This window comes from Chenggangzhangella methanolivorans (genome assembly GCF_042648545.1).
GTDB lineage: Bacteria > Pseudomonadota > Alphaproteobacteria > Rhizobiales > Methylopilaceae > Methylopila > Methylopila methanolivorans.
In genome coordinates this window covers 27195-45393 of the sequence record NZ_JBHRXS010000020.1, presented here as the reverse complement: position 1 = coordinate 45393, position 18199 = coordinate 27195, and the positions used below count along the sequence as shown (strand labels likewise).

Sequence of the window (18199 nt, the reverse complement as noted above, 5' to 3'; positions counted from 1 at the left end):
CTCCGTCGCCGCCGCCGATGGCCGCTGTATAGGCCCCACAAACTCCAACTGTCAACGCCTATCCGTGACGATGAAGCGACATGACGTCGATCTGTGGGAAAGAGTCGGTGAAGCCTCGGAAATCTCAGCGGAATTTTCTGTCGCCGGCCGCGCGGCCGGCGGCGCTTGAGCAGGGAAGGGCGGTCCAAGGCGCCGGATCGGCGCAAGCGCAGATCGGCGTCAGCTCGGGGTGACATGCACGAGCGCTGTCGGTGCGTCGCCGGCTTTGGCCTCAGGTCGCTGGGCTTGTCTTCGAGGCGCGCCGCGCTGACCTGGGTCCGCCAAATCTTCAGAAAAATCCGGTCAGCGGCGCTCGCTCGCCCGTAACAAGATGTTGCCCGACGCCGCGCGCCTTGTAGGACGCGGGGTTGTGGGTCGCGAGCGTTCGGGCGTTGCGCCAGTGGCGGTCGAGGTTCGCGCTCGCCTTTGTCGAGGTCGCTCCGCCGACGTCGAAGATCTTCGAGCCCGACCGGATCGCGAGTTCGTCGACCACCACCTTGGCTTTGGCGGCGGCGAGCGCGCCCTCATGCGCCGCGTCGAGATCCGGCGATCCGTCCATCCGGCTCTCGACCGCGCGTTCGAGCGCGTCGGCGGCGGCCAGCACGGCGGCTTCCGCGGCGAAGGCCGCGGAAGAAATCTCGCCGACGGCCTGCTGCAGGATCGGATCGTCGGCCGGCTTTTCGGCCGGCGCGAAGGAGAAGGAGCGCGCGCGACGCTTCACGAGCGCCGCGGCGTCGGTCGCGGCGGAGCGGATGATCCCGGTGACGATCGCGGTCAGGAACAGCTGCTGGAACGACCCGTGATAGGGCCGATCATAGCCCTGGCCCTTCGTGTCGTCGTCGAAAACGACCTCGTCGCCTCGCACGGGCGCGTCCTCGAACCGCGTCGTGCCGGTGCCGGTGAGGCGCTGCCCGAAGCCGTCCCAGTCGTCGATGAGCGTCACGCCCGCGCGCTTGGCCGGAACCACCACGGTGACGAAGCGGTCGGCGAGATCCTGGGCGCGCACCATCACGTAGTCGGCGAAGAGGCTGCCGGTCGAAAAATACTTCACGCCGTTCAGCACGTAGCCGTCGCCCTTCGGCGAGAGCTTGGTGTCGAAGCCCGTGCCGCCGACGTTGCGGTCGTTGAGTTCGGTCATCGCCAGGCCGACGATCTCGCCGCCCGATATCAGCCGGGCCCATGGCCGGTGCGCGTCGTTCGGGGCCGGCTGGCAGAAGCGCTCGGAAAAGCCGAAATGGTTGCGCAAAATCTGCGCGACGTTGGGGTCGGCTTCGCCGAGCGCGACGACGGTGGCGAACAGTTCGCGCAAGCCGACGCCTGCGCCGCCGTCCTCCTTGCGCAGGCGAAGCGCGCCGATCCGCGCGCGGCGCAGCAGCTCGACCTGCTCGAAGGGCAGGATGCGCTTGGCGTCGCGCTCCGAGGCGCCGGCCGCGATCTCCTGCAGCAGGGTCCTGAACTCGGGCGAGCCCAGTCGAGGGATCTCGGGAGTCGCGAAGCTGGCGGCCCGGGCGATGACGTTCATGGCAGGCGTCTCCTCGATCGGGGGATTATTCGGCCGCCTGCGCATGCGCGCGGGGCGAGCGGAAGCCGGATGCGGGATGGCTTGAGGGCAGCCTCGGCCCGGCGCCGCCGAGTTTCTCGCGCAGCGTTCCGGGCGCGTAGGCGCGCTTGTAGCGGCCGCGTCGCTGAAGCTCGGGCACGACGTGTTCGACCACGTCCTCGAAGCTCTCGGGCGCGACCACGTAAGCGAGGTTGAAGCCGTCGACGCCGGTTTCGGCGATCCACGCCTCCATCAGGTCCGCGACCGTGCGTCCGGAGCCTACGAACACCGGGCCGATGCCGCCGATCCCGACATGCTGCGCGACCTCACGCACGGTCCAGACGCGCGAGGGGTCGGCGCGGGTGATGTTCTCCATCGCAGTGCGTCCGGCGTCGGTCTCGACATGGCGGACCTCGTCGTCGAGCCGGAAGGTCGACAGGTCGACGCCGGTCCAGCCGGACATCAGCGTCAGCGCGCCCTCGGGACTGACGTAGCGCCGATAGTCCGCAAGCTTGGCTTCCGCGGCGGCGTCGGTCGGGCCTGTCACCACGGTCGCCATGGCGAAGATCTTGATCGCTGCGGGATCACGACCGGCCTCGGCGGCGAGCCGCCGGATATCGGCGACGCGAGGCTTCAGCGCCGTCACGCTTGGTCCCGACATGAACACGCATTCGGCGTGGCGGGCCGCGAAGGCCCGGCCGGCCGGCGATGTGCCCGCCTGGTAGATCACCGGCGTGCGCTGGAGCGAGGGCTCGGAAAGATGCACCGCGTCGAGCGAAAAGTGCCGGCCGCGATACACTGCGGGACGCACGCGATCTGGATCGGTGAAGACGCCGCGCGCGACGTCGCGCACCGCCGCGTCGTCGTCCCAGCTGCCTTCCCAGAGGCTGTAGACGACGTCCATGTATTCTTCGGCCACCGCATAGCGGTCGTCATGGGCGCGCTGCTTGTTCAGTCCCGCGGCCCTCGCGGCGCTGTCGAGATAGCCGGTGACGACGTTCCAGCCGATGCGCCCTTCGCTCAGGTGGTCGAGCGTCGACATCCGCCGCGCGAACGGGAAGGCGTTTTCGTAGGACAGGTTCGAGGTGACGCCGAAGCCGAGGTTTTTCGTCACCGCCGCCATGGCCGGAACGAGCAGCGACGGATCGTTGGCCGGCACCTGCGTCCCGTGGCGGAGCGCGGCGTCGGGCGAAGCGCCGTAGACGTCGTAGATCCCGAGCACGTCGGCTAGAAACAGCCCGTCGAACAGGCCCGCCTCCAGCGTCCTGGCGAGCTCCGTCCAGAACGGGAGGCGATTGAACTCGCCCGATCGGTCGCGCGGGTGCCGCCACAGCCCCGGCGACTGGTGCCCGACGGCGTTCATCGAAAAGGCGTTGAGCAGGATCTCGTTCGGCATGACGGCCACCTCAGCGCGCCTTCAAACGGCGCACCGCGAGGTCGCCGGCGACCTGCACGAGCGTCACGAGCGCGATCAGGATCACGATCACGGCCGCCATCACGGTGGTGTCGAAGCGCTGATAGCCGTAGCGCATCGCGACGTCGCCCAAGCCCCCCGCGCCCACGGCGCCCGCCATGGCGGATGCGCCGATCATGGTGACGACCGTGATGGTGAAGCCGCCGATGAGCCCCGGCAGCGCCTCGGGCAGCAGCACATGGGTCACGATGTGCCGGCGCCGGCAGCCCATCGCTTGCGCGGCCTCGATCAGCCCCTTGTCGACCTCGCGCAGCGAGACTTCCGCGATCCGCGCGAAGAAGGGCGTGGCCGAGATCGCGAGCGGCACGATCGCCGCCCAGACGCCGATCGTCGTGCCGGTGAGGAAGCGCGTCACCGGCAGCAGCGCGACCAGCAGCACGATGAAGGGAATGGCGCGGAAGCCGTTGATGACGGAGCCAAGCGCGCGGTGGAGTTTCGGCGCGGGCGTCAGCCCTCCGGGCTGCGACATCACCAGCAGCACTGCGAGCGGCACGCCGACGAGAAGCGCGATCAGCGCCGAGAGTCCGACCATCTGCACGGTGTCGAACAAGGCGCGCCAGAGGCGCTCAATCATTTGAGGCGACATAGCCGATCACCCTCGCGTTTTCGGGAAGGTCGGGGCCGGCGCCGGCCCTTACGGGAAGCGCGGCCAGCAGGCGGCCCTGGGTGTGGCCGCCGATGCGGTCGAGATTTGCGGAAAGCACCCGCGCGGAAAGTCCGAGCGACGCCGTGATCGCGCCGAGATCAGGATCGCGCTCGCCGCGAAACGACAGTTCGACCAGCGCCTCTCCGACGTCGCGCGGCGGCGTCGATTGAACCCGGCCGGCCAGATCGTCCGGCAGGCCGTGGGAGAGCGGGGCGAGCATCGCCTTGGTTGCGGGATGTCGCGGATCGCCGAAGACGCGCCAGACGAGGCCGGCTTCGGCGACCTCGCCCTTCTCCAGCACGAGCACCTCGTCGCAGACCTCGCGGATCACGCTCATCTCGTGGGTGATGAGCATGATGGTGATGCCGAGCCGGCGGTTGATGTCCCTGAGCAGCGCGAGGATCGACTGCGTGGTCTCTGGGTCGAGCGCGGATGTCGCTTCGTCGCACAGCAGGATTTTGGGCCGTCCGGCGAGCGCGCGCGCGATGCCGACGCGCTGTTTCTGGCCGCCCGAGAGCCGCCCTGGATAGGCGTCGCGCTTGTCCGAGAGCCCAACGAGATCGAGCATCTCGGTGACGCGCTTTTCGGTGTCTTCGCGGCTCCAGCCCGCGACCCTCAGAGGCAGCGCCACATTCTCGTAGACGGTCTTGGCCGACAGCAGGTTGAAGTGCTGGAAGATCATGCCGACGCGGCGGCGAAGCGCGATCAGCGCCTCGCCGTCGAGCGCGCCGACGTCTTCGCCGTCGACGATCACCTGTCCGGTCGTCGCGCTTTCGAGCCGGTTCACAAGACGCAGCAGGCTCGACTTGCCTGCGCCGGAGCGGCCGATGACGCCGAAGACGCGTCCCTCGGGAACCTCGACGTCGATGTTCTTCAACGCCCCGATCTCGCCGCGCGGCGAGACATAGGTCTTGGCGACGCCGCGGAACGAGATCGCAGCCTTGGCGGGCTCCGGCCGAATGTCGACGACCTCCGCGCTCCGTCTGCCCGTGGAGGCCGGGTTCCGGGCGAGCGCGAACGCCTCAGTCATCGACCCACGCCAGCGCGTAGAGTTTTGGATCGTCGGCGAACGCCTTCGAGAGCACCGCCCGGACCTTTGGGGAGGTCTGGTAGACCTTCACGAACTTGGCGATGTCCGGATCGGCCGCGCGGTCTTTTCTCACCACGAAGCGGATCGCGAACTGCTTGTCCTCAATGCCTGAGAAGATCAGCCCGCTGCGCGCGTCGAAGGCCTTGGAGGCGACGATGAAATGCGGGTAGCCGAGCGCAAGGTCGACGTCGCCGGTGACGCGCACCAGCTGCGGCCCCTCCACCTCGGTGAAGCTCAGGTTCTTCGGGTTCTCGACGATGTCGTCGAGCGAGCCGAGATAGCCCACGCCGTCTTTCAGCTTCACGAGGCCGGCCTTCTGCAGAAGCAGGAGGCCGCGTCCCTGGTTCACCGGGTCGTTGGCGATCGCCACCTTCCCGTCCTGAGGGATGTCGGCGAAGCTTTTGTGCTTCAGCGAGTAGAGACCGACATTGGCCAGCGCCCCGACGCCGACGTCGGTGAAGTCATAGCCGCGCTGCTCGATCGCCTTGTTCAGGAACGGGCGGTGCTGGAAGTAGTTGATGTCGATGTCGCCCGACTGAAGCGCGACGTTGGGCGTCGTCCAGTCGGTGAACTCGACGACCTCGACGTCGAGGCCTTGCGTCTTGGCGTCTTCCGCGGCCGCGGCGATCGAGTCGCCGTAGCCGCCCGGCACCGTGCCGATCTTGAGTTTGCCGGCCATGGCCGGGGCGGCCGTCAGCGTCGCGAGGGCGGCGACCGCGGCGAGGAGAAGCTTTCGCATATGTCGCCTCCTCAGACCTGCGCCAGCAGGTCCGTGATCGCGACGGGCTCGGGCAGCACCTTGCGCTCGACAAGCCAGTCAGCGGCCTTCTGCAGGCGCTCGACGAAGGCCTTGTCGGTGACGGGGTAGATTTCATAGGTGCGCTTCAGCGTCAGGAAGCGCTCGCGCACCGCGTCGACGTAGCGGGGCGGCGACCCTTGCGCGATCTTCTCCGACTCTTGCGGGTTGGCCGTCGCCCAGTCGGCTTCGTCCTTGAGCGCCTTGTTCACGAGGCGCACGAGGTCGGCGTTCTCGGCCGCGAACTTTTTCGAGGTCAGCCAGGTCGTGAAGTCGATCTGGAAGTCGAGATCGGTCTCCTCGAAGAACACGTTGTGGGCCTTGTATTCATGGCGCGCGATGTCGACGCCGGGGCTCCACATCGACCAGGCGTCGACCTTGCCGGAAGCGAGCGCGGGCGCGGCGTCCGGCGGGTTGAGATAGACGACGTTGACCTTGGAGCGGTCGATCCCGTGCTTCTCGAGCGCCGCGACCAGCAGGAACTCGCCGAGCCCAGAGCGGTTCACCGCCACCGACTTGCCGACGAGATCCTCGACCTTGTCGATGCCGGAGCCGTCCTTGGCGATGATCGAGGTGGTGCGCGGGCGGTAGATCAGGAACTGCGTGAAGACGAGCGGCGAGCCGGCGGCGATCGCCGCAAGCGCCGGCGTGGTCGAGCCGCCGAACGAGAAGTCGGCGCTGCCGCCGGTGACCGCCTGCAATGTCGGGGCGTGGTTCGGGAAGGGGCCGATCCACTCGACCTTCACGCCCTGGTCGTTGAGCGTCTTCTCGAGCGCGCCGCGGTCTTTGGCGATCTGGGTCAGCTGGCCCGAGGGACCGAAGGTCAGACGGACCTTGTCGGTGTTGCGGGAAAGCGCGGCGCCGGGCTTCAGGCCGAGCGCGAGAGCGCCGGCCCCGACGGTCGAGGTCGCAAGCAGCGCGCGGCGCGAGAGTTTGGGCAGGGACGACATTTTAAGGCCTCAGACGACCGGGTGGGAAGGGGAGGGGCGGGCGGCGACGCGGCGCGCGGACGATGGGACGCCCAGCTGTTCGAGAAGCTCTTCGCGGATCGCCGCGGACGCGCTCCCGCCGGTCATCCGGCGTTCGAACGCGATCGCGCCGCCGCGCATCAGCAGCACGCGGTCGGCGAGCGCGATCGCCTCGTCGACGTCGTGGGTGACGAGCAGGACGCCCGGCCGGTGGCGCGCCACGAGCTCTTTCACGAGCGCCTGCATCTTGAGCCGCGTCAGCGCGTCGAGCGCCGCGAAGGGCTCGTCGAGCAGCAGCAGCTCCGGCTCCTGCACCAGCGCGCGGGCGAGCGCCACGCGCTGCGCCTGTCCGCCGGACAGGTTGCGCGGCCAGTCGTCGAGGCGCTCGCCGAGCCCGACCTCCGCGAGAGCACCGGCGGCCCGCTCGCGCGCGCCGTTCTCCGGCTGCCCAAGCGAGACGTTGCGCCAGAGGCTGTCCCAAGGCAGCAGGCGGTGCTCCTGGAACACGACCGCGGGCCGACGGGGCGCGTCGACCGCGCCGCCGTCGATCGGATCGAGGCCGGAGAGAGCGCGAAGCAGGGTGGTCTTGCCGCAGCCGCTTTCGCCGAGCAGGGCCACGAACTCGCCGCGCTCGATCGTCAGGTCGAGGCCGGCGATCACTGTGCGCGCGCCATAGCGGCGGACAAGCCCCCGGACCGCGACCGCGGGGCGGGAGGCGACGACCGAGAGGCTCATCGGGCGCCCTCCGCGTAGTTCGGGTGCCAGCGCAGGAGGCGGCGTTCGAGCAGCCGCGCGATCGCGTCGGAGCCCGCGCCGATGGCCGCGTAGATCACGATCGTCAGCACGATGACGTCGGTGCGCAGGAACTCGCGCGCGTCCATCGCCAGGAAGCCGAGCCCCGCCTGCGCGCCGACCGTCTCGGCGACCACAAGCGCGAGCCAGGCGACCGCGAGCGCATAGCGCACGCCTGTCAGCACGGAGGGCAGCGCGCCGGGCAGGATCACGCGGGCAATGGTGGTCCAGGCCGAGAGCCCTTGCACACGGGCGAGCTCGAGAAGCTTCGGGTCGACCTGCCTGATGCCCAGAACCGTGTTGACGTAGATCGGGAACAGCACGCCGAGGGAGACGAGGAAGATCTTCTGGGTCTCGCCCACCCCGAACCAGATGATGGTGAGCGGCAGCGCAGCCAGGAACGGCACCGCGCGCACCATCTGGACGCTGCGGTCGATCGCGGCTTCGGCGACCCGCGAGAAGCCGACCGCGACCCCGAGCGCGAAGCCGAGCGCGCCGCCGATCGTAAAGCCCGTCGCGGCGCGCAACAGGCTGACGCCGAGGTCGTGAAAGAGGCTTCCTGTGGTCGCGAGTTTCCAGGCGGTCAGCGCGACCTTGCTCGGGGCGGGAAGGATCTGCGGCGCGACATAGCCCGAGCGGCAGAGCGTCTCCCACACGATGAGGAACGCGACAGGCGCGGCCCAGGAAAGCGCGGCCAGCGCCTGGCGCGAGGCCCGCTTGGACGGGCCGCCTGCGGGCGCCTTCGCCGGACGTCTGCGCGGCGCGGCGGACGACCCCGCGACCGGGACCGAGGCGCGATCTTCGGCGAGGCTCATCGCGCCGTCTCCGAATAGCGCGGCGCGGGCGCGGCCACGGCCTTGCCGAAGCGCGGAAAGATCTCTTCGGCGAAGCGCCGCATTTCCGAGCGCAGCGGCTGGAACTGCAGCATGAACAGCTCGACGCCGGCCTTGGCGAATGCGTCGACGCGCTCGGCCACCTGATCGTAGGAGCCGACGAGCCCGGCGGCCGTGCCGCCATTGGTGCCGACGAAGCTGCGCTTCGCCATCGTCTGGAACATCACGACCTTCGCGTCGGTGTTCGACTCCTGGATCGCCTTGGCGGGCTTGTCCTTTTCCTTGAGCTCAACGAGGCGGCTGAGTTCGGCCTTCGCCTCGGCTTCGGTCTCGCGCGCGATGACGAAGGCCGAGAGGCCGAAGCCCAGCGGCGGACCCTTGCGCGGACGCGCTTTCAGGTCCGAAATCAGAGCCTCGACGGTTTCGATCGGCTGGCCGTTGATGAACCAGACGTCGCTCAATCCGGCCGCAAGCGCCCGCGCCGGCTCGGACTCGCCGCCGAGGTAGATCTTGGGCCGCGCGCGGTGGCGGCTCGCCGGGCGAAGCGTGTAGGCGTCGAGCGAGAAGTTCTCGCCCTTGTGCGTGACGGTCTCGCCGCGGATGAGGCGTTCGACCACTGAAAGCCATTCGGATCCATAGGCGTAGCGCGCGTCGTGTTCGGGGAAGGGCATCCCCGCCTTCTCGAATTCGGCGTGGTTCCACGCGTTGACGAGGTTGAGGCCGAAGCGGCCGCCCGAAATCTCTTCGATCTGCAGCGCCATCTTGGCGAGCACGACCGGGTGGAACAGCCCGGGCTTGATGGCGGAGATCAGCTCGATGCGGCTGGTCAAAGCGGCGATCGCGGCGGTCGCGGTCCAGGAGTCGATCTGGTCACGCTCGGCGAAATGCGGGTTCACCGTATGCTGCGCGACGAGCGTCGCGTCATAGCCGAGCGCCTCGGCTTCGAGCACCGTATCGCGGTTGTGCGCCCAGGAAGCGTCATAGGGCTCGAGCGGATCATGGGCGGCGGCGCGGTTGCCATGGACCGGGGCCCACACGCCAAAACAAACATGCGACATCAGCAGCCTCCAGAAACCGTCGGCTAATAATCTATCAAATCGCTATAATGAATCAGGTGGCGCTGTCCAGTGCGTGGCGCGCCAAATTTCGCAGATGCGAGAAGGGCGGCCGCAAGCGCCGCCTCAAGCGCGGCGCCGACACGTGCAGAGCCAGGAAATCGGCGCAAAGCGTGGGGGAGAGGCGGATGCCAGCCAGTTCGAAACAGCCGCCGTCGACCTTAAGGTCGATCCACGCGACGCGATGAACGGCGAAGGCTTTTGACCAAGCGCGTCTTGGGCCCGGCGGAAGACGCTTCGGGCGACGCTTGGTCCGGATCGATATCGAGGAGACCGGCGTCGGCGTTGCGCCGGTCCAGGTCAAACAAGTCTTCGGCTTCGACCGGCTGCAAAAACCCTCGCGGCCGAGGATCTTTCAAGCCTTGTGAGCCGGACCATGCGAAGCACGGCCGGCTCCTGAGGCGGCGCGCGGCCGCCCCAAGGAAACGATGAAGAGCGCCCCGACCGGCTAACGCCAGCCGAGCGCCCCGCCTTTCATCGACGGCAGATCGCCAGTCGCCGTGATCTGGGCGATGGTGCCGGTCGGCGAGCGCTTCGGATCGGACAGCGCCAGATTGATCCTGTGGCCGTCGCTCGTCACGAACTCGATCGCCTGGCGGCTCTTGAATTGGGCGATGGTCGAGCTTTGGGCTTCGATTTCGCCCGACGCGGTGATCATCCCGCCGTTCTGCTGGTACAGTTCAAGCTCGAGCCTGCTGGCCACCGCCGTAGACCCAAGCGTTCCGTCTCTTCTGATCGCGCCAAGATATTTCATATCGTCTCCTGTCCGGATCGCCGGATTTCGTCGGCGATGCAGTCATCGCTCTTTGGTGAGAGGCGAGGCCTCAATTGATCCAACCCGCAAAGCAGAACATCGCCGCGACGATCACGAGGACGACCAGCGGGATCAGCCTGTCCGACACCCAGGCTGCGACGGTCGCTGCGCTCGAGCCGGTCAAAGGTCGGCCTCGGTCTTCCGGTCCGCCTCGAGGGCGGCTTCAAGATCAGCGCGGTCGACCAGATGCGACTGGACCGGGCCGCGCGAAGACAACGCCGGCGTCTGCAGCATCGTGGCGGTGCGGCGGTAAGCGAGAAACGAGACCCCGAGGATCTCGTCTTCGTCGATGACCAAGCGGTAGGTTCCGGCCGGCTGGCGCTCCTCGATCGCCGTCAGGTCGAACGAGCGCCGGAACGTCACGGTGGTCTCGGTGGTGCGGGTGGCCACGTCCTCGGCCTTCAGGACTTCTTGGCCTTGGGCGATCCGGCGGCGGTCGCGAGGACGCCGCGAGACGACGCCGTGGGAGCCGCGACCGGCTCCTTGATCTTCTTCGGCTTCTTGGCTTCCTTGTTGCCGCGTTTTTGGGCCTTCGCCATGCGCCGTGCTCCCGGGTTGGCCGGTCCCGAACGCGGGGCCGGAAGAAAAAACCCCGCCGCCTCTCGAGGCGACGGGGTCGAAGACGCCTAAGCGTCTCTTCCGATCTGGCGCGGCGACGCCGCCGGCAAGGTTCGCCAGTACATCCGTGGTCGACCTCGCTTTAGCAACGGCGCGGACGTCCTCCGGGCCCGGAGGACGTCGCGCTCAGACCTGAACTTGCAACTGGTCGGCCGACATCTTGCCGGTCTTGCGATCGGCGACGAGCTCGTACTCGACCTTCTGGCCCTCCCGGAGATCGTAGATCCCGGCGCGCTCGACGGCGCTAATGTGCACGAACGCATCCGTGGACCCGTCGTCAGGCGCGATGAAGCCAAACCCCTTCTGGGCGTTGAACCATTTAACTGTTCCCGTGGACATGGGACTTCCTCTAAAAAATAAAACTGCGCGCAGCCCTGTCTGACGACGCGGTCGTATCTCAATTGATCTGAAATAAAATCTGACGTGCGAGCCTTGCAGGCCCTGCATCTCAAATCGTAATTCTTTTGAACGACGACTTAAAATGCGCGCGACTGTGACGTTTTACAAGGACGCCGATAAATTATTTCGCATAAATAAATGAGGCTGCGCGCCAGGCGCAGCTTTCGATATTGAGATGGGACACAGCTTGGACGTCATGGTGAACCCGGTCGCCGGCCGAAGCGAATGGCGGCTGACGGATCTTCTCGGTCGATCGATGGGCGTGATCCGCGCGAAAGGCGACGCGTTCGCCGTCGAACCCGGGGGAAAGGCTCGTGAGACGATGAAGGAAATGCGTTGCGGACCGTTCGCTTCGCTCGACGACGCTCTCGCGGCGATCGAGACCCATACGCGGGGCGTATGCCGCCGTGGAGACGAGGTGGTTCAAGGGCCCGGAGCAGGTCTGGCCGAAGACGCCGGCGCGCCGGTCGACGTCTCCGAGGAGGCGTCGACCGATCCCGCATAGCCGCATGACCCGCCGCGCGTTTCGGGCCACGCGACGGGAGTGAGGAGTGAGGTGGAGCCCGCCCCGGATCGTCGAGTAGGTTTCGTTTGGGCCTTAGCTGTCGTCTTCGGCCGCCCTCAGTCTGGCCGCCACCGCCAGCGTGGTCTCCGAAGAGTTCACCACAGCCCCGCCCTCCATCACGATGACCGTGGAGCCCGTGGGCGACGTCTGGACGGCGATGACCCGATCGGGGCGAACGAAATTCGTGCCGCCGAGACTTTTGACTTCGATCAGTTTTGCCAATGGATATCCAAAATCAGCCTTAATGGACGACTTCACGCGAGACAGTCGACGGCTCAGGCTTGAAAAACCGAGGTCTGTCTTTTGAGGGAGTGGGTCGGCGTTTCCTGATCCAACCTCAAATAATTTAGCACATACTTCTATCAGAAATCTTAGCGTTTCCGCGCCGGCACAAGATAAAGCGACGATCAGCCGTTCATCGCAGTGTCTGCGACGGTCGAAAGCCACCCTTGCCTGCGGCCGCCGAAGGCCAGGCTATGCGCGGTCTCGCGCAGGCTCGGCGATCTCGAAAAGGACCGGCCGGTCTTCTCCTGCATGACCGTCTCGCTGACCATGCGATGCGCGCTGGCCCCAATCGGAGGTTGACGCCCGCGACATGGAGCGTAGCCTTCGCCCGTCTGGAAAGGCGGACCGGTTTTGGTTAGCCCGGTCGCTCCCGCAAGAATGCGCGGAGTTCTGGCTGACGCGCGACAGCGTCCAAGTCCCGAGACGAGATCCCGAGCGCATTCCGCGGCGGGGCTTCGAGAGGGATGTTGAAATGCAGCAGCAGATGTCAGTGGTCACGCTTGGCGTGGTCGATCTCGCGCGTTCGAAGCGCTTCTACGTCGAAGGCTTCGGCTGGCGGCCGGTCTTTGAGAACGACGAGATCGTGTTCTATCAGATGAACGGGTTTGTGCTGGGGACCTGGGCGGCCGACCGTCTCGCCGAGGATGCCCGTCGCGCCGCCCAACCGAGCGCTGGCTTTTCGCTCGGGCACAATGTCGCCGACCGAGACGACGTCGAGTCTGTGATGTCCCGGCTCGCAAAACATGGCGGCGTGATCCTGCGACCGGCCGACGAGCCGCCACATGGCGGCTGTCGCGGCTATTTGGCGGATCCCGACGGCCACGTTTGGGAGATCGCCTGGAACCCTGCCTTCCCGATCAGCTCGGACGGGCACGTCGCCTTCGGCCTCTGAAGCCGCCGCCCCGCTTCCGCCTCTTGCCAGTGCGGGGGAACTCGAACGCGACGAGGCGCTCTTCAGGGCATTTCAGACGACGAGTTCGCCCGCTAGATCCAGAAGCTGACCGGCGTTGAACGGCTTCGGCAGCAGTTGCACGTCCTCGAAGGATGCAGGCAGCGACTCCTTGCCATATCCGCTCATGAACGCGAATGGCACGTTGATCCGCGCCAACGACGCCGCGACGTCGTCGACCGCAAAGCCATCAAGGTTCGCGTCGAGAAGAGCGGCGTCGAACCGGTACTGCTCGATCAGGCCGAGCGCCGCGATCACGCTCGCGGCCGGACCGACCACGATCGCGCCGGCGTCTTCGAGCTGGCCGACGATATCCATTGCGAGCAGAGGCTCGTCTTCGACCACCAAGATGCGCTTGCCTGCAAGACGGTCGGCGTCCAGCGACGTCCGAGAGGCGTTCGTCGCGCGGGATCTTCCGCGGCGGGCGCCGGCCGGCGCCTCAGCCAAGGCCGGGTTGGCGGCGAGCGGAAACGCAATGTCCCAACGCACGCCGCCGGCCTCGACCGACATGGCCGCATCGCCGCCGGCGCCGCGAACGCTCATCTCGATCAGGCGACTGCCGAACCCGCGACGGATCGGCTCCTCGACCTTCGGGCCGCCGCTTTCGGTCCACCGGATCTCCAGCACCCGTCCGACTACGTTCCAGGCGATCCCAACCGCGCCATCGGTCTTCGAAAGCGCGCCATACTTCAGCGAGTTCGTGCCGAGCTCATGAAGGATCATCGCCATCTTCGGCACGGCGGTCGCGTCGAGATAGACATCGGGACCGCGCGCCGAGATCTGCGCTTCGTCGACAGGTCCAAGCTTCATCTGGTCCTGGACGACGTCTCGAAGCTGCGTGCCCTTCCACTCGTTGGCGCTCAGCTGGGAATGCACGCGCGACATGGACTGGATGCGGCCGCCAAAGCTTTGGACAAAATCATGCGGCTCGGCGCTATGGCGCAGAGTTTGCGATGCGATCGCCTGCACGGTCGCAAGCATGTTCTTCACGCGGTGGCTGAGTTCGCCGGTGAGCATCCTCTGGAGCTCTTCGGACTCTCGCAGCGCCTCGCACTTGCGGTCGAGCTCCTGTTCGCGCTCCCGCAGCGCCTCGTCGGCGATGGCGCGCTCGAGAAGGTCGGCGGCCTGACGGGCAAGGATGTCGAGCAGGCGAAGGTCGCGGTCGGACGGCTCGTGCGCGTCGCTCCAATGCGTCGAAATCATCCCGAGCAGGGCGCCGCTACGCGACAGCAGAGGCGTCGTCTGGGCGGCGCGGATGTTGGTGCGCCGGAACGCGTTGAGTTCCTCCGTTCCGACGATCTCGTCCCATTGTTCGTAGTCGGGGATGACGGCCCGCCGGCCGGACCTGAGCGCCATCGCGCAGCTGCTGAGCGCAGAAGGGCTCACCCACTGCCAGAAACGCTCCGCTTCGGGCGGCAGATTGCGGGAGCACAAAAGCTGCAGATGACCGGAGCGACCGGGGTGGTCGTTCGTCAGGCACAGGAGCTGCATCGTGCCGAACTGCGACTGCGTGATCGAGATCGCGGCGTCGACAATCTTGCCGTAGAGCTCGGCGCGGTCCTTCTAGCCGATCAACTCCACGCTAATGGAGTGCAGCAGCTCGATGTCTGACAGGGCGCCTGTGACGAAGGGCGGCGCGGAGCGAGAGCCGGCCGGATCAATATAGAGCACGTTCGTCATGACGCATTCCAACAGACGCCAACTCGGCGAGGCCTCGAGCCGCAGATTGCCACTGAAGTTCTCGGGTGCGAGAGAGTTGGTCTGTGGATCGCAGAGCGAAACGCCGATGTCGCTCCAAAGTTTCAGCCGATCTCGTCGAAGTCTGACCGCCCACGGCCTTCGCCGGTTTGCGGGGCGGGATCAGCGCCGGCAGGGTCCACCGCTACTCGGCGCTGGCGCGCATGAGGGGCTGGCAAAGAGAGAGAGAGAGAGAGAGAGAGAGAGAGAGAGAGAGAGAGAGTCGAGACGCGCCGCAAACGTCTCGATCAGCGTGGCCTGTTTCACCGTCGCGCTCTGAAGATCATCGACCCGCGCGTGCTCATGCCGCCGGGTGACAGGCGCCGAATTAGCAGCGCGGCCGAATTGGAGCCTTGACGGAGCGTCCCAGATCGAAGCTGGTCGGATAGGGCTAAGCCGTTTTCCGTACGTGATTTTTCATATGCGCTTGGAGCGACGCCAGTCTTGCGGCGCAGACCGCGACGCCGATCGCGCATCCGCCGACGATCGCGCTCAAAAGCGAAAGATGGACGGCGGCGTCCCCGAACAGCTGGTCTGTCAGAAGGCCCACAAGGGGCGGCCCCAGCCCGAACCCGATCAGCGTGTTGCAGCACAGGAAGAGCGCGCTCGCCCGCCCACGCATCGCGCGGGGCGTCATGGTCTGCACGCCCGAAAAGCCGGCGGGCGTGGCGAGGCCCAGCGCATAGGTCAATGCGAGCAAGCCAGCGATCGCGGTTGGTCCCTCGCCGAGGCAGAACAGGCAGGCGGCCGGCGCCGCGCTCGTCAGGCTCAAGGCCAGCACCATGTAGGGCGCCCGACTTCCGGCGCTGCGGCGAAAGGCGTCGAGCAAAGCGCCGCCGGTCAGGTGGCCGGCGGGCCCTGCGGCCAGCACGACCAGACCGAAGACCGCGCCGGCGCGTGCGATGTCGTAGCCGTGCCGGCGCACCAGCGCCGTGACCGTCCAGGCCGTGACCGCCTGGATCGCCATCGTGGCCGCTCCCGCCGCCGCGATATGGACGGCGTAGCGGCGCCAGTGGCGGGCGAGCCAGCCGCGCCACGCATGGGAGGGATTTTGCGCGCTCCCGGCCGCGCGCGCAGGCTCGCGCAACGCCAGCACGGCGACGATCAGCGCGAAGTTCGGGATGACGCTCACGATGAACAGCGCGCGCCAGGCTTGCGGATCGCCCGCGAAGGCGAGCGGCGCGGAGGCCAGAACCGACATCAGCGCTCCGCCGCCGAGAAATGCGGCGCTGCGGCCGAGCGTCGAGCCGGAGGTGTAGATCGAGACGACCTGGCCGATGCGTCCGTGTGGCGCGGTGGCGGCGATCAGCGAGAGCGCCGCCGGCGAGAGCGCCGCCTGGCCGAGCCCGAGCGCGACGCGGGCGGAAAACATCTCGCCGAACGTCGAGCAGAACGCGAAGGCGGCGTTCGCCGCGCTCCAGCAGGCGAGGCTGACGGCGATCACCAACGTGCGGCGGGAGCGGTCCGCGACCGATCCGAAAGCGAGCGCGGCGACCGCGAACACGAGCACGAAGGCCGAGCCCTGCAACAGCCCGATCTGGAAGTCGCTGAGGCGGAGATCAGCCTTGAGCGCGGGCGCGGCGAGGGCGATCAGATAGCGGTCGGTGAAGGCCGCAAGATGCACGAGGCCGAGCACGATCGCCACGGTCCACCCGCGGCGCGACGCCTCATACGCCCTGCTCGTCACGGGACCGGCGCCGTCAGCGCATCTGGTCCCACCAGAGCGCGATCTCCGACCGCTCCCCGGACGTTGCGCCGTCTCCGATGCGCGCGGACCGGTATTCGCCCGGCGTGACGCCAAAGGCTTCGCGGAACGTGCGAGAGGCGTCGCTTTCGCTCACGAAGCCGCAGTCGAAGGCGATCTGGCCGATGCGGCGGCCGTCGCTTGTCCGTCCCAACAGAAGGCGCATGCGGGCCAGACGACGCGTCCGGATGAAGCGCGCGACCCCGCCGAAGTCTGCGAAGGCGCGGTAAAGCGCCGAGCGCGACTGGCCGACCGCGCGCGCGACCTCGTCAGGACCGGCGGCGAGGTTAGCGTCGATGAACCGTCGCGCGCGAAGTCGGCAGGCCTGGTCGGAGGCGGTCAGCGCGCGCCCGCTTTCGCCTTCAGAGCAAGCGACAGAAGCTCGACCGCGACCTGCGCGATGCGCATGCGGTCCGACGGGGCGGGGTCGTCCGGAAATCGGAGGAACGAGGAGAGCAGCCCGCCGAGCATGGCCGACCGGCTCTCCGGGATCACCGCGCCATGAAGCCCGTCCGGCCCGCCCATTCGTTCGATCAGCGCGCGCGGGGTGGACAGCGTCAGCACCCGAGCGTCGCTCACGGTGGTCGCCATCGGCCGCGTCATGTCGATCAGGACCATTTCGCCGCGCTGGACCCGACGCGCGCCTGCGTCGGTCTCGACATCAAATTCGCCGTCGAGCACGAGCTGCGCCGTGAAATGATCGAAGCCGTTCCGCGCGACGCGCCGCGCGCATCTCACATGGCGCACGCTCTTAAGCCGGCGATCGAACAGGATCATCTCGTCGAGGCGCTGCGCCTCGACGCTGACGGCGAAACGCCCATCAAGACCGACGACGTCCGCCACCGGCCCGTAAAGGTCGTGATACGCCTCGAATCCGTTACGACCGCCGTCGTCGGCGCTCGCCGTCGAGAAGCTGACGACCGAGCGGGCCGTCGCCGCCGCACTCATCGAACGCACGCTCTCCTACTATGCCACCACAGCAAATTAGCTGACCCCGGCTTCCAAGGACAAGACTGTAAAATCACGTAGGATTCCGATGTCTGCAAACCTGCGCGGCGCGCAACCGATCGAGGACGCGCGTCGTTCGATAGGTTGGGCCTGCGACATTACGAGCGCGGGCGGACGAAATGCTCGTAACGATAAGGCGTCTCCGCACGTACCTGTTGTGAGACGCGTCAGAACGGGAGCAGGCCAAATGGTCACCAGGCGGGGTGTTCTTGTAGTCGGCGCAGCCGCCGGGGCTCTTGCGTTCGGCGTTTGGGGCCGCCGGCCGGCGGTCGCGGCGGAGGGCTCCTTCGAGATCGCGATGAGCGACGCGGAATGGCGCAAGCGCCTGACCGAAAAGCAGTTCTCGGTGCTTCGGCTTTCCGGCACGGAGCGGCCCTATTCGAGCCCGCTCAATGACGAGCGCCGCAAAGGCCGTTTCGCCTGCGCGGGATGCGAGAATCCGCTGTTCTCTTCCGAAACGAAATTCGACAGCGGCACCGGTTGGCCGAGCTTCTGGGCGCCGCTCGACAAGGCGATCGGCACGGGGCGCGACACCGCCTTCGGGATGGAACGCGAGGAGGTCCACTGCGCCCGCTGCGGCGGCCATCTGGGACATGTGTTCAACGACGGGCCGAAGCCCACCGGCCTGCGCTATTGCATGAACGGCGTCGCGATGACGTTCCGGCCGGCTGCCGCGTAACCTATGCCGCTTTTCGTGCTCGCGTAGGCCGACCGGCCCTTCGTCCACGGCTCGGAAGAAAACGGCGCGCCGGCGCGTTTCCGCGTAACGATCGACAGGGCCGCGCCG

Annotated in this window: 22 protein-coding genes; 4 read left to right on the top strand and 18 right to left on the bottom strand. The window is 67.3% G+C overall.

Translation table 11 applies throughout. The annotated features are described in order from the left end of the window. Positions 1–328: 328 nt before the first annotated feature. From ACFOWB_RS25755 to ACFOWB_RS25695, 13 genes are all read right to left on the bottom strand, one after another. Positions 329–1561 (bottom strand): acyl-CoA dehydrogenase family protein, encoded by a 1233-nt coding sequence (locus ACFOWB_RS25755; RefSeq protein ID WP_261401829.1) that lies wholly within the window; start codon positions 1559–1561, stop codon positions 329–331. Positions 1562–1586: 25 nt separating this feature from the next. Continuing rightward, positions 1587–2975, bottom strand: a complete 1389-nt coding sequence (locus ACFOWB_RS25750) for an LLM class flavin-dependent oxidoreductase (protein ID WP_378150206.1) — start codon at positions 2973–2975, stop codon at positions 1587–1589. A gap of 10 nt (positions 2976–2985) precedes the next feature. Continuing rightward, positions 2986–3639, bottom strand: coding sequence for a methionine ABC transporter permease (locus ACFOWB_RS25745; RefSeq protein WP_378150204.1), 654 nt, complete (start codon positions 3637–3639; stop codon positions 2986–2988). After that, a complete protein-coding gene (locus tag ACFOWB_RS25740; protein ID WP_261401830.1) occupies positions 3620–4729 on the bottom strand; it encodes a methionine ABC transporter ATP-binding protein in 1110 nt (369 codons plus the stop codon). Before ACFOWB_RS25740 ends, ACFOWB_RS25745 begins: the two co-directional genes overlap by 20 nt. Further along, a complete protein-coding gene (locus ACFOWB_RS25735) occupies positions 4722–5528 on the bottom strand; it encodes a MetQ/NlpA family ABC transporter substrate-binding protein (RefSeq protein WP_378150202.1) in 807 nt (268 codons plus the stop codon). Before ACFOWB_RS25735 ends, ACFOWB_RS25740 begins: the two co-directional genes overlap by 8 nt. An 11-nt stretch (positions 5529–5539) precedes the next feature. Beyond that, the gene (locus tag ACFOWB_RS25730; RefSeq protein ID WP_261401831.1) at positions 5540–6535 is read right to left on the bottom strand and encodes an ABC transporter substrate-binding protein; all 996 of its coding nucleotides are present in this window, start codon (positions 6533–6535) and stop codon (positions 5540–5542) included. A gap of 9 nt (positions 6536–6544) precedes the next feature. Further along, on the bottom strand, positions 6545–7288 hold the full coding sequence (locus tag ACFOWB_RS25725; RefSeq protein WP_378150199.1) for an ABC transporter ATP-binding protein: 744 nt from the start codon (positions 7286–7288) through the stop codon (positions 6545–6547). Continuing rightward, positions 7285–8160 (bottom strand): ABC transporter permease subunit, encoded by an 876-nt coding sequence (locus ACFOWB_RS25720; protein ID WP_261401832.1) that lies wholly within the window; start codon positions 8158–8160, stop codon positions 7285–7287. Before ACFOWB_RS25720 ends, ACFOWB_RS25725 begins: the two co-directional genes overlap by 4 nt. Next, entirely contained in the window at positions 8157–9236 is a 1080-nt protein-coding gene (locus tag ACFOWB_RS25715) for an LLM class flavin-dependent oxidoreductase (RefSeq protein WP_261401833.1), read from the bottom strand. The genes ACFOWB_RS25720 and ACFOWB_RS25715 overlap by 4 nt, the downstream gene beginning before the upstream one ends. A gap of 505 nt (positions 9237–9741) precedes the next feature. Next, complete coding sequence (locus ACFOWB_RS25710; RefSeq protein WP_378150196.1) at positions 9742–9996, bottom strand: hypothetical protein; 255 nt, start codon at positions 9994–9996, stop codon at positions 9742–9744. Positions 9997–10227: 231 nt separating this feature from the next. After that, on the bottom strand, positions 10228–10497 hold the full coding sequence (locus ACFOWB_RS25705) for a hypothetical protein (protein ID WP_261401835.1): 270 nt from the start codon (positions 10495–10497) through the stop codon (positions 10228–10230). A gap of 11 nt (positions 10498–10508) precedes the next feature. Continuing rightward, the gene (locus ACFOWB_RS25700; RefSeq protein WP_261401836.1) at positions 10509–10646 is read right to left on the bottom strand and encodes a hypothetical protein; all 138 of its coding nucleotides are present in this window, start codon (positions 10644–10646) and stop codon (positions 10509–10511) included. 205 nt (positions 10647–10851) lie between these two features. Then, the gene (locus tag ACFOWB_RS25695) at positions 10852–11064 is read right to left on the bottom strand and encodes a cold-shock protein (protein WP_378150193.1); all 213 of its coding nucleotides are present in this window, start codon (positions 11062–11064) and stop codon (positions 10852–10854) included. A 316-nt stretch (positions 11065–11380) separates the two neighbouring features. On the opposite strand from ACFOWB_RS25695, the gene ACFOWB_RS25690 reads away from it, so the two are divergent. After that, a complete protein-coding gene (locus tag ACFOWB_RS25690; protein WP_378150191.1) occupies positions 11381–11629 on the top strand; it encodes a hypothetical protein in 249 nt (82 codons plus the stop codon). 93 nt (positions 11630–11722) lie between these two features. Here ACFOWB_RS25690 and ACFOWB_RS25685 read toward each other — a convergent pair whose 3' ends face one another. After that, a complete protein-coding gene (locus ACFOWB_RS25685; protein ID WP_378150189.1) occupies positions 11723–11911 on the bottom strand; it encodes a hypothetical protein in 189 nt (62 codons plus the stop codon). 535 nt (positions 11912–12446) lie between these two features. On the opposite strand from ACFOWB_RS25685, the gene ACFOWB_RS25680 reads away from it, so the two are divergent. Further along, positions 12447–12866: a VOC family protein gene (locus ACFOWB_RS25680; protein WP_261401838.1), complete on the top strand. Its 420-nt coding sequence runs from the start codon at positions 12447–12449 to the stop codon at positions 12864–12866. A 72-nt stretch (positions 12867–12938) separates the two neighbouring features. Here ACFOWB_RS25680 and ACFOWB_RS25675 read toward each other — a convergent pair whose 3' ends face one another. Next, the gene (locus ACFOWB_RS25675) at positions 12939–14438 is read right to left on the bottom strand and encodes an HWE histidine kinase domain-containing protein (protein ID WP_378150211.1); all 1500 of its coding nucleotides are present in this window, start codon (positions 14436–14438) and stop codon (positions 12939–12941) included. Here ACFOWB_RS25675 and ACFOWB_RS25670 point away from each other — a divergent pair. Next, positions 14367–14534 (top strand): hypothetical protein, encoded by a 168-nt coding sequence (locus ACFOWB_RS25670; protein WP_378150187.1) that lies wholly within the window; start codon positions 14367–14369, stop codon positions 14532–14534. The two genes, ACFOWB_RS25675 and ACFOWB_RS25670, sit on opposite strands and share 72 nt — an antisense overlap. Before the next feature lie 517 nt (positions 14535–15051). Here the strand turns inward: ACFOWB_RS25670 and ACFOWB_RS25665 are convergent. From ACFOWB_RS25665 to ACFOWB_RS25655, 3 genes are read right to left on the bottom strand one after another with little or no spacing between them, the layout of a single operon-like run. Then, a complete protein-coding gene (locus ACFOWB_RS25665) occupies positions 15052–16347 on the bottom strand; it encodes an MFS transporter (RefSeq protein WP_378150185.1) in 1296 nt (431 codons plus the stop codon). 13 nt (positions 16348–16360) lie between these two features. Beyond that, entirely contained in the window at positions 16361–16702 is a 342-nt protein-coding gene (locus ACFOWB_RS25660) for a helix-turn-helix domain-containing protein (RefSeq protein ID WP_378150209.1), read from the bottom strand. Positions 16703–16743: 41 nt separating this feature from the next. Further along, on the bottom strand, positions 16744–17352 hold the full coding sequence (locus ACFOWB_RS25655) for an AraC-like ligand-binding domain-containing protein (RefSeq protein ID WP_261405789.1): 609 nt from the start codon (positions 17350–17352) through the stop codon (positions 16744–16746). Between the two features lie 247 nt (positions 17353–17599). Between ACFOWB_RS25655 and msrB the strand changes: the two genes are divergently transcribed. After that, positions 17600–18091 carry a peptide-methionine (R)-S-oxide reductase MsrB gene (msrB, locus tag ACFOWB_RS25650; RefSeq protein ID WP_378150183.1) on the top strand — a complete coding sequence of 164 codons (492 nt, stop codon included), beginning with the start codon at positions 17600–17602 and terminating at the stop codon, positions 18089–18091. The last annotated feature ends 108 nt before the right edge of the window (positions 18092–18199 follow it).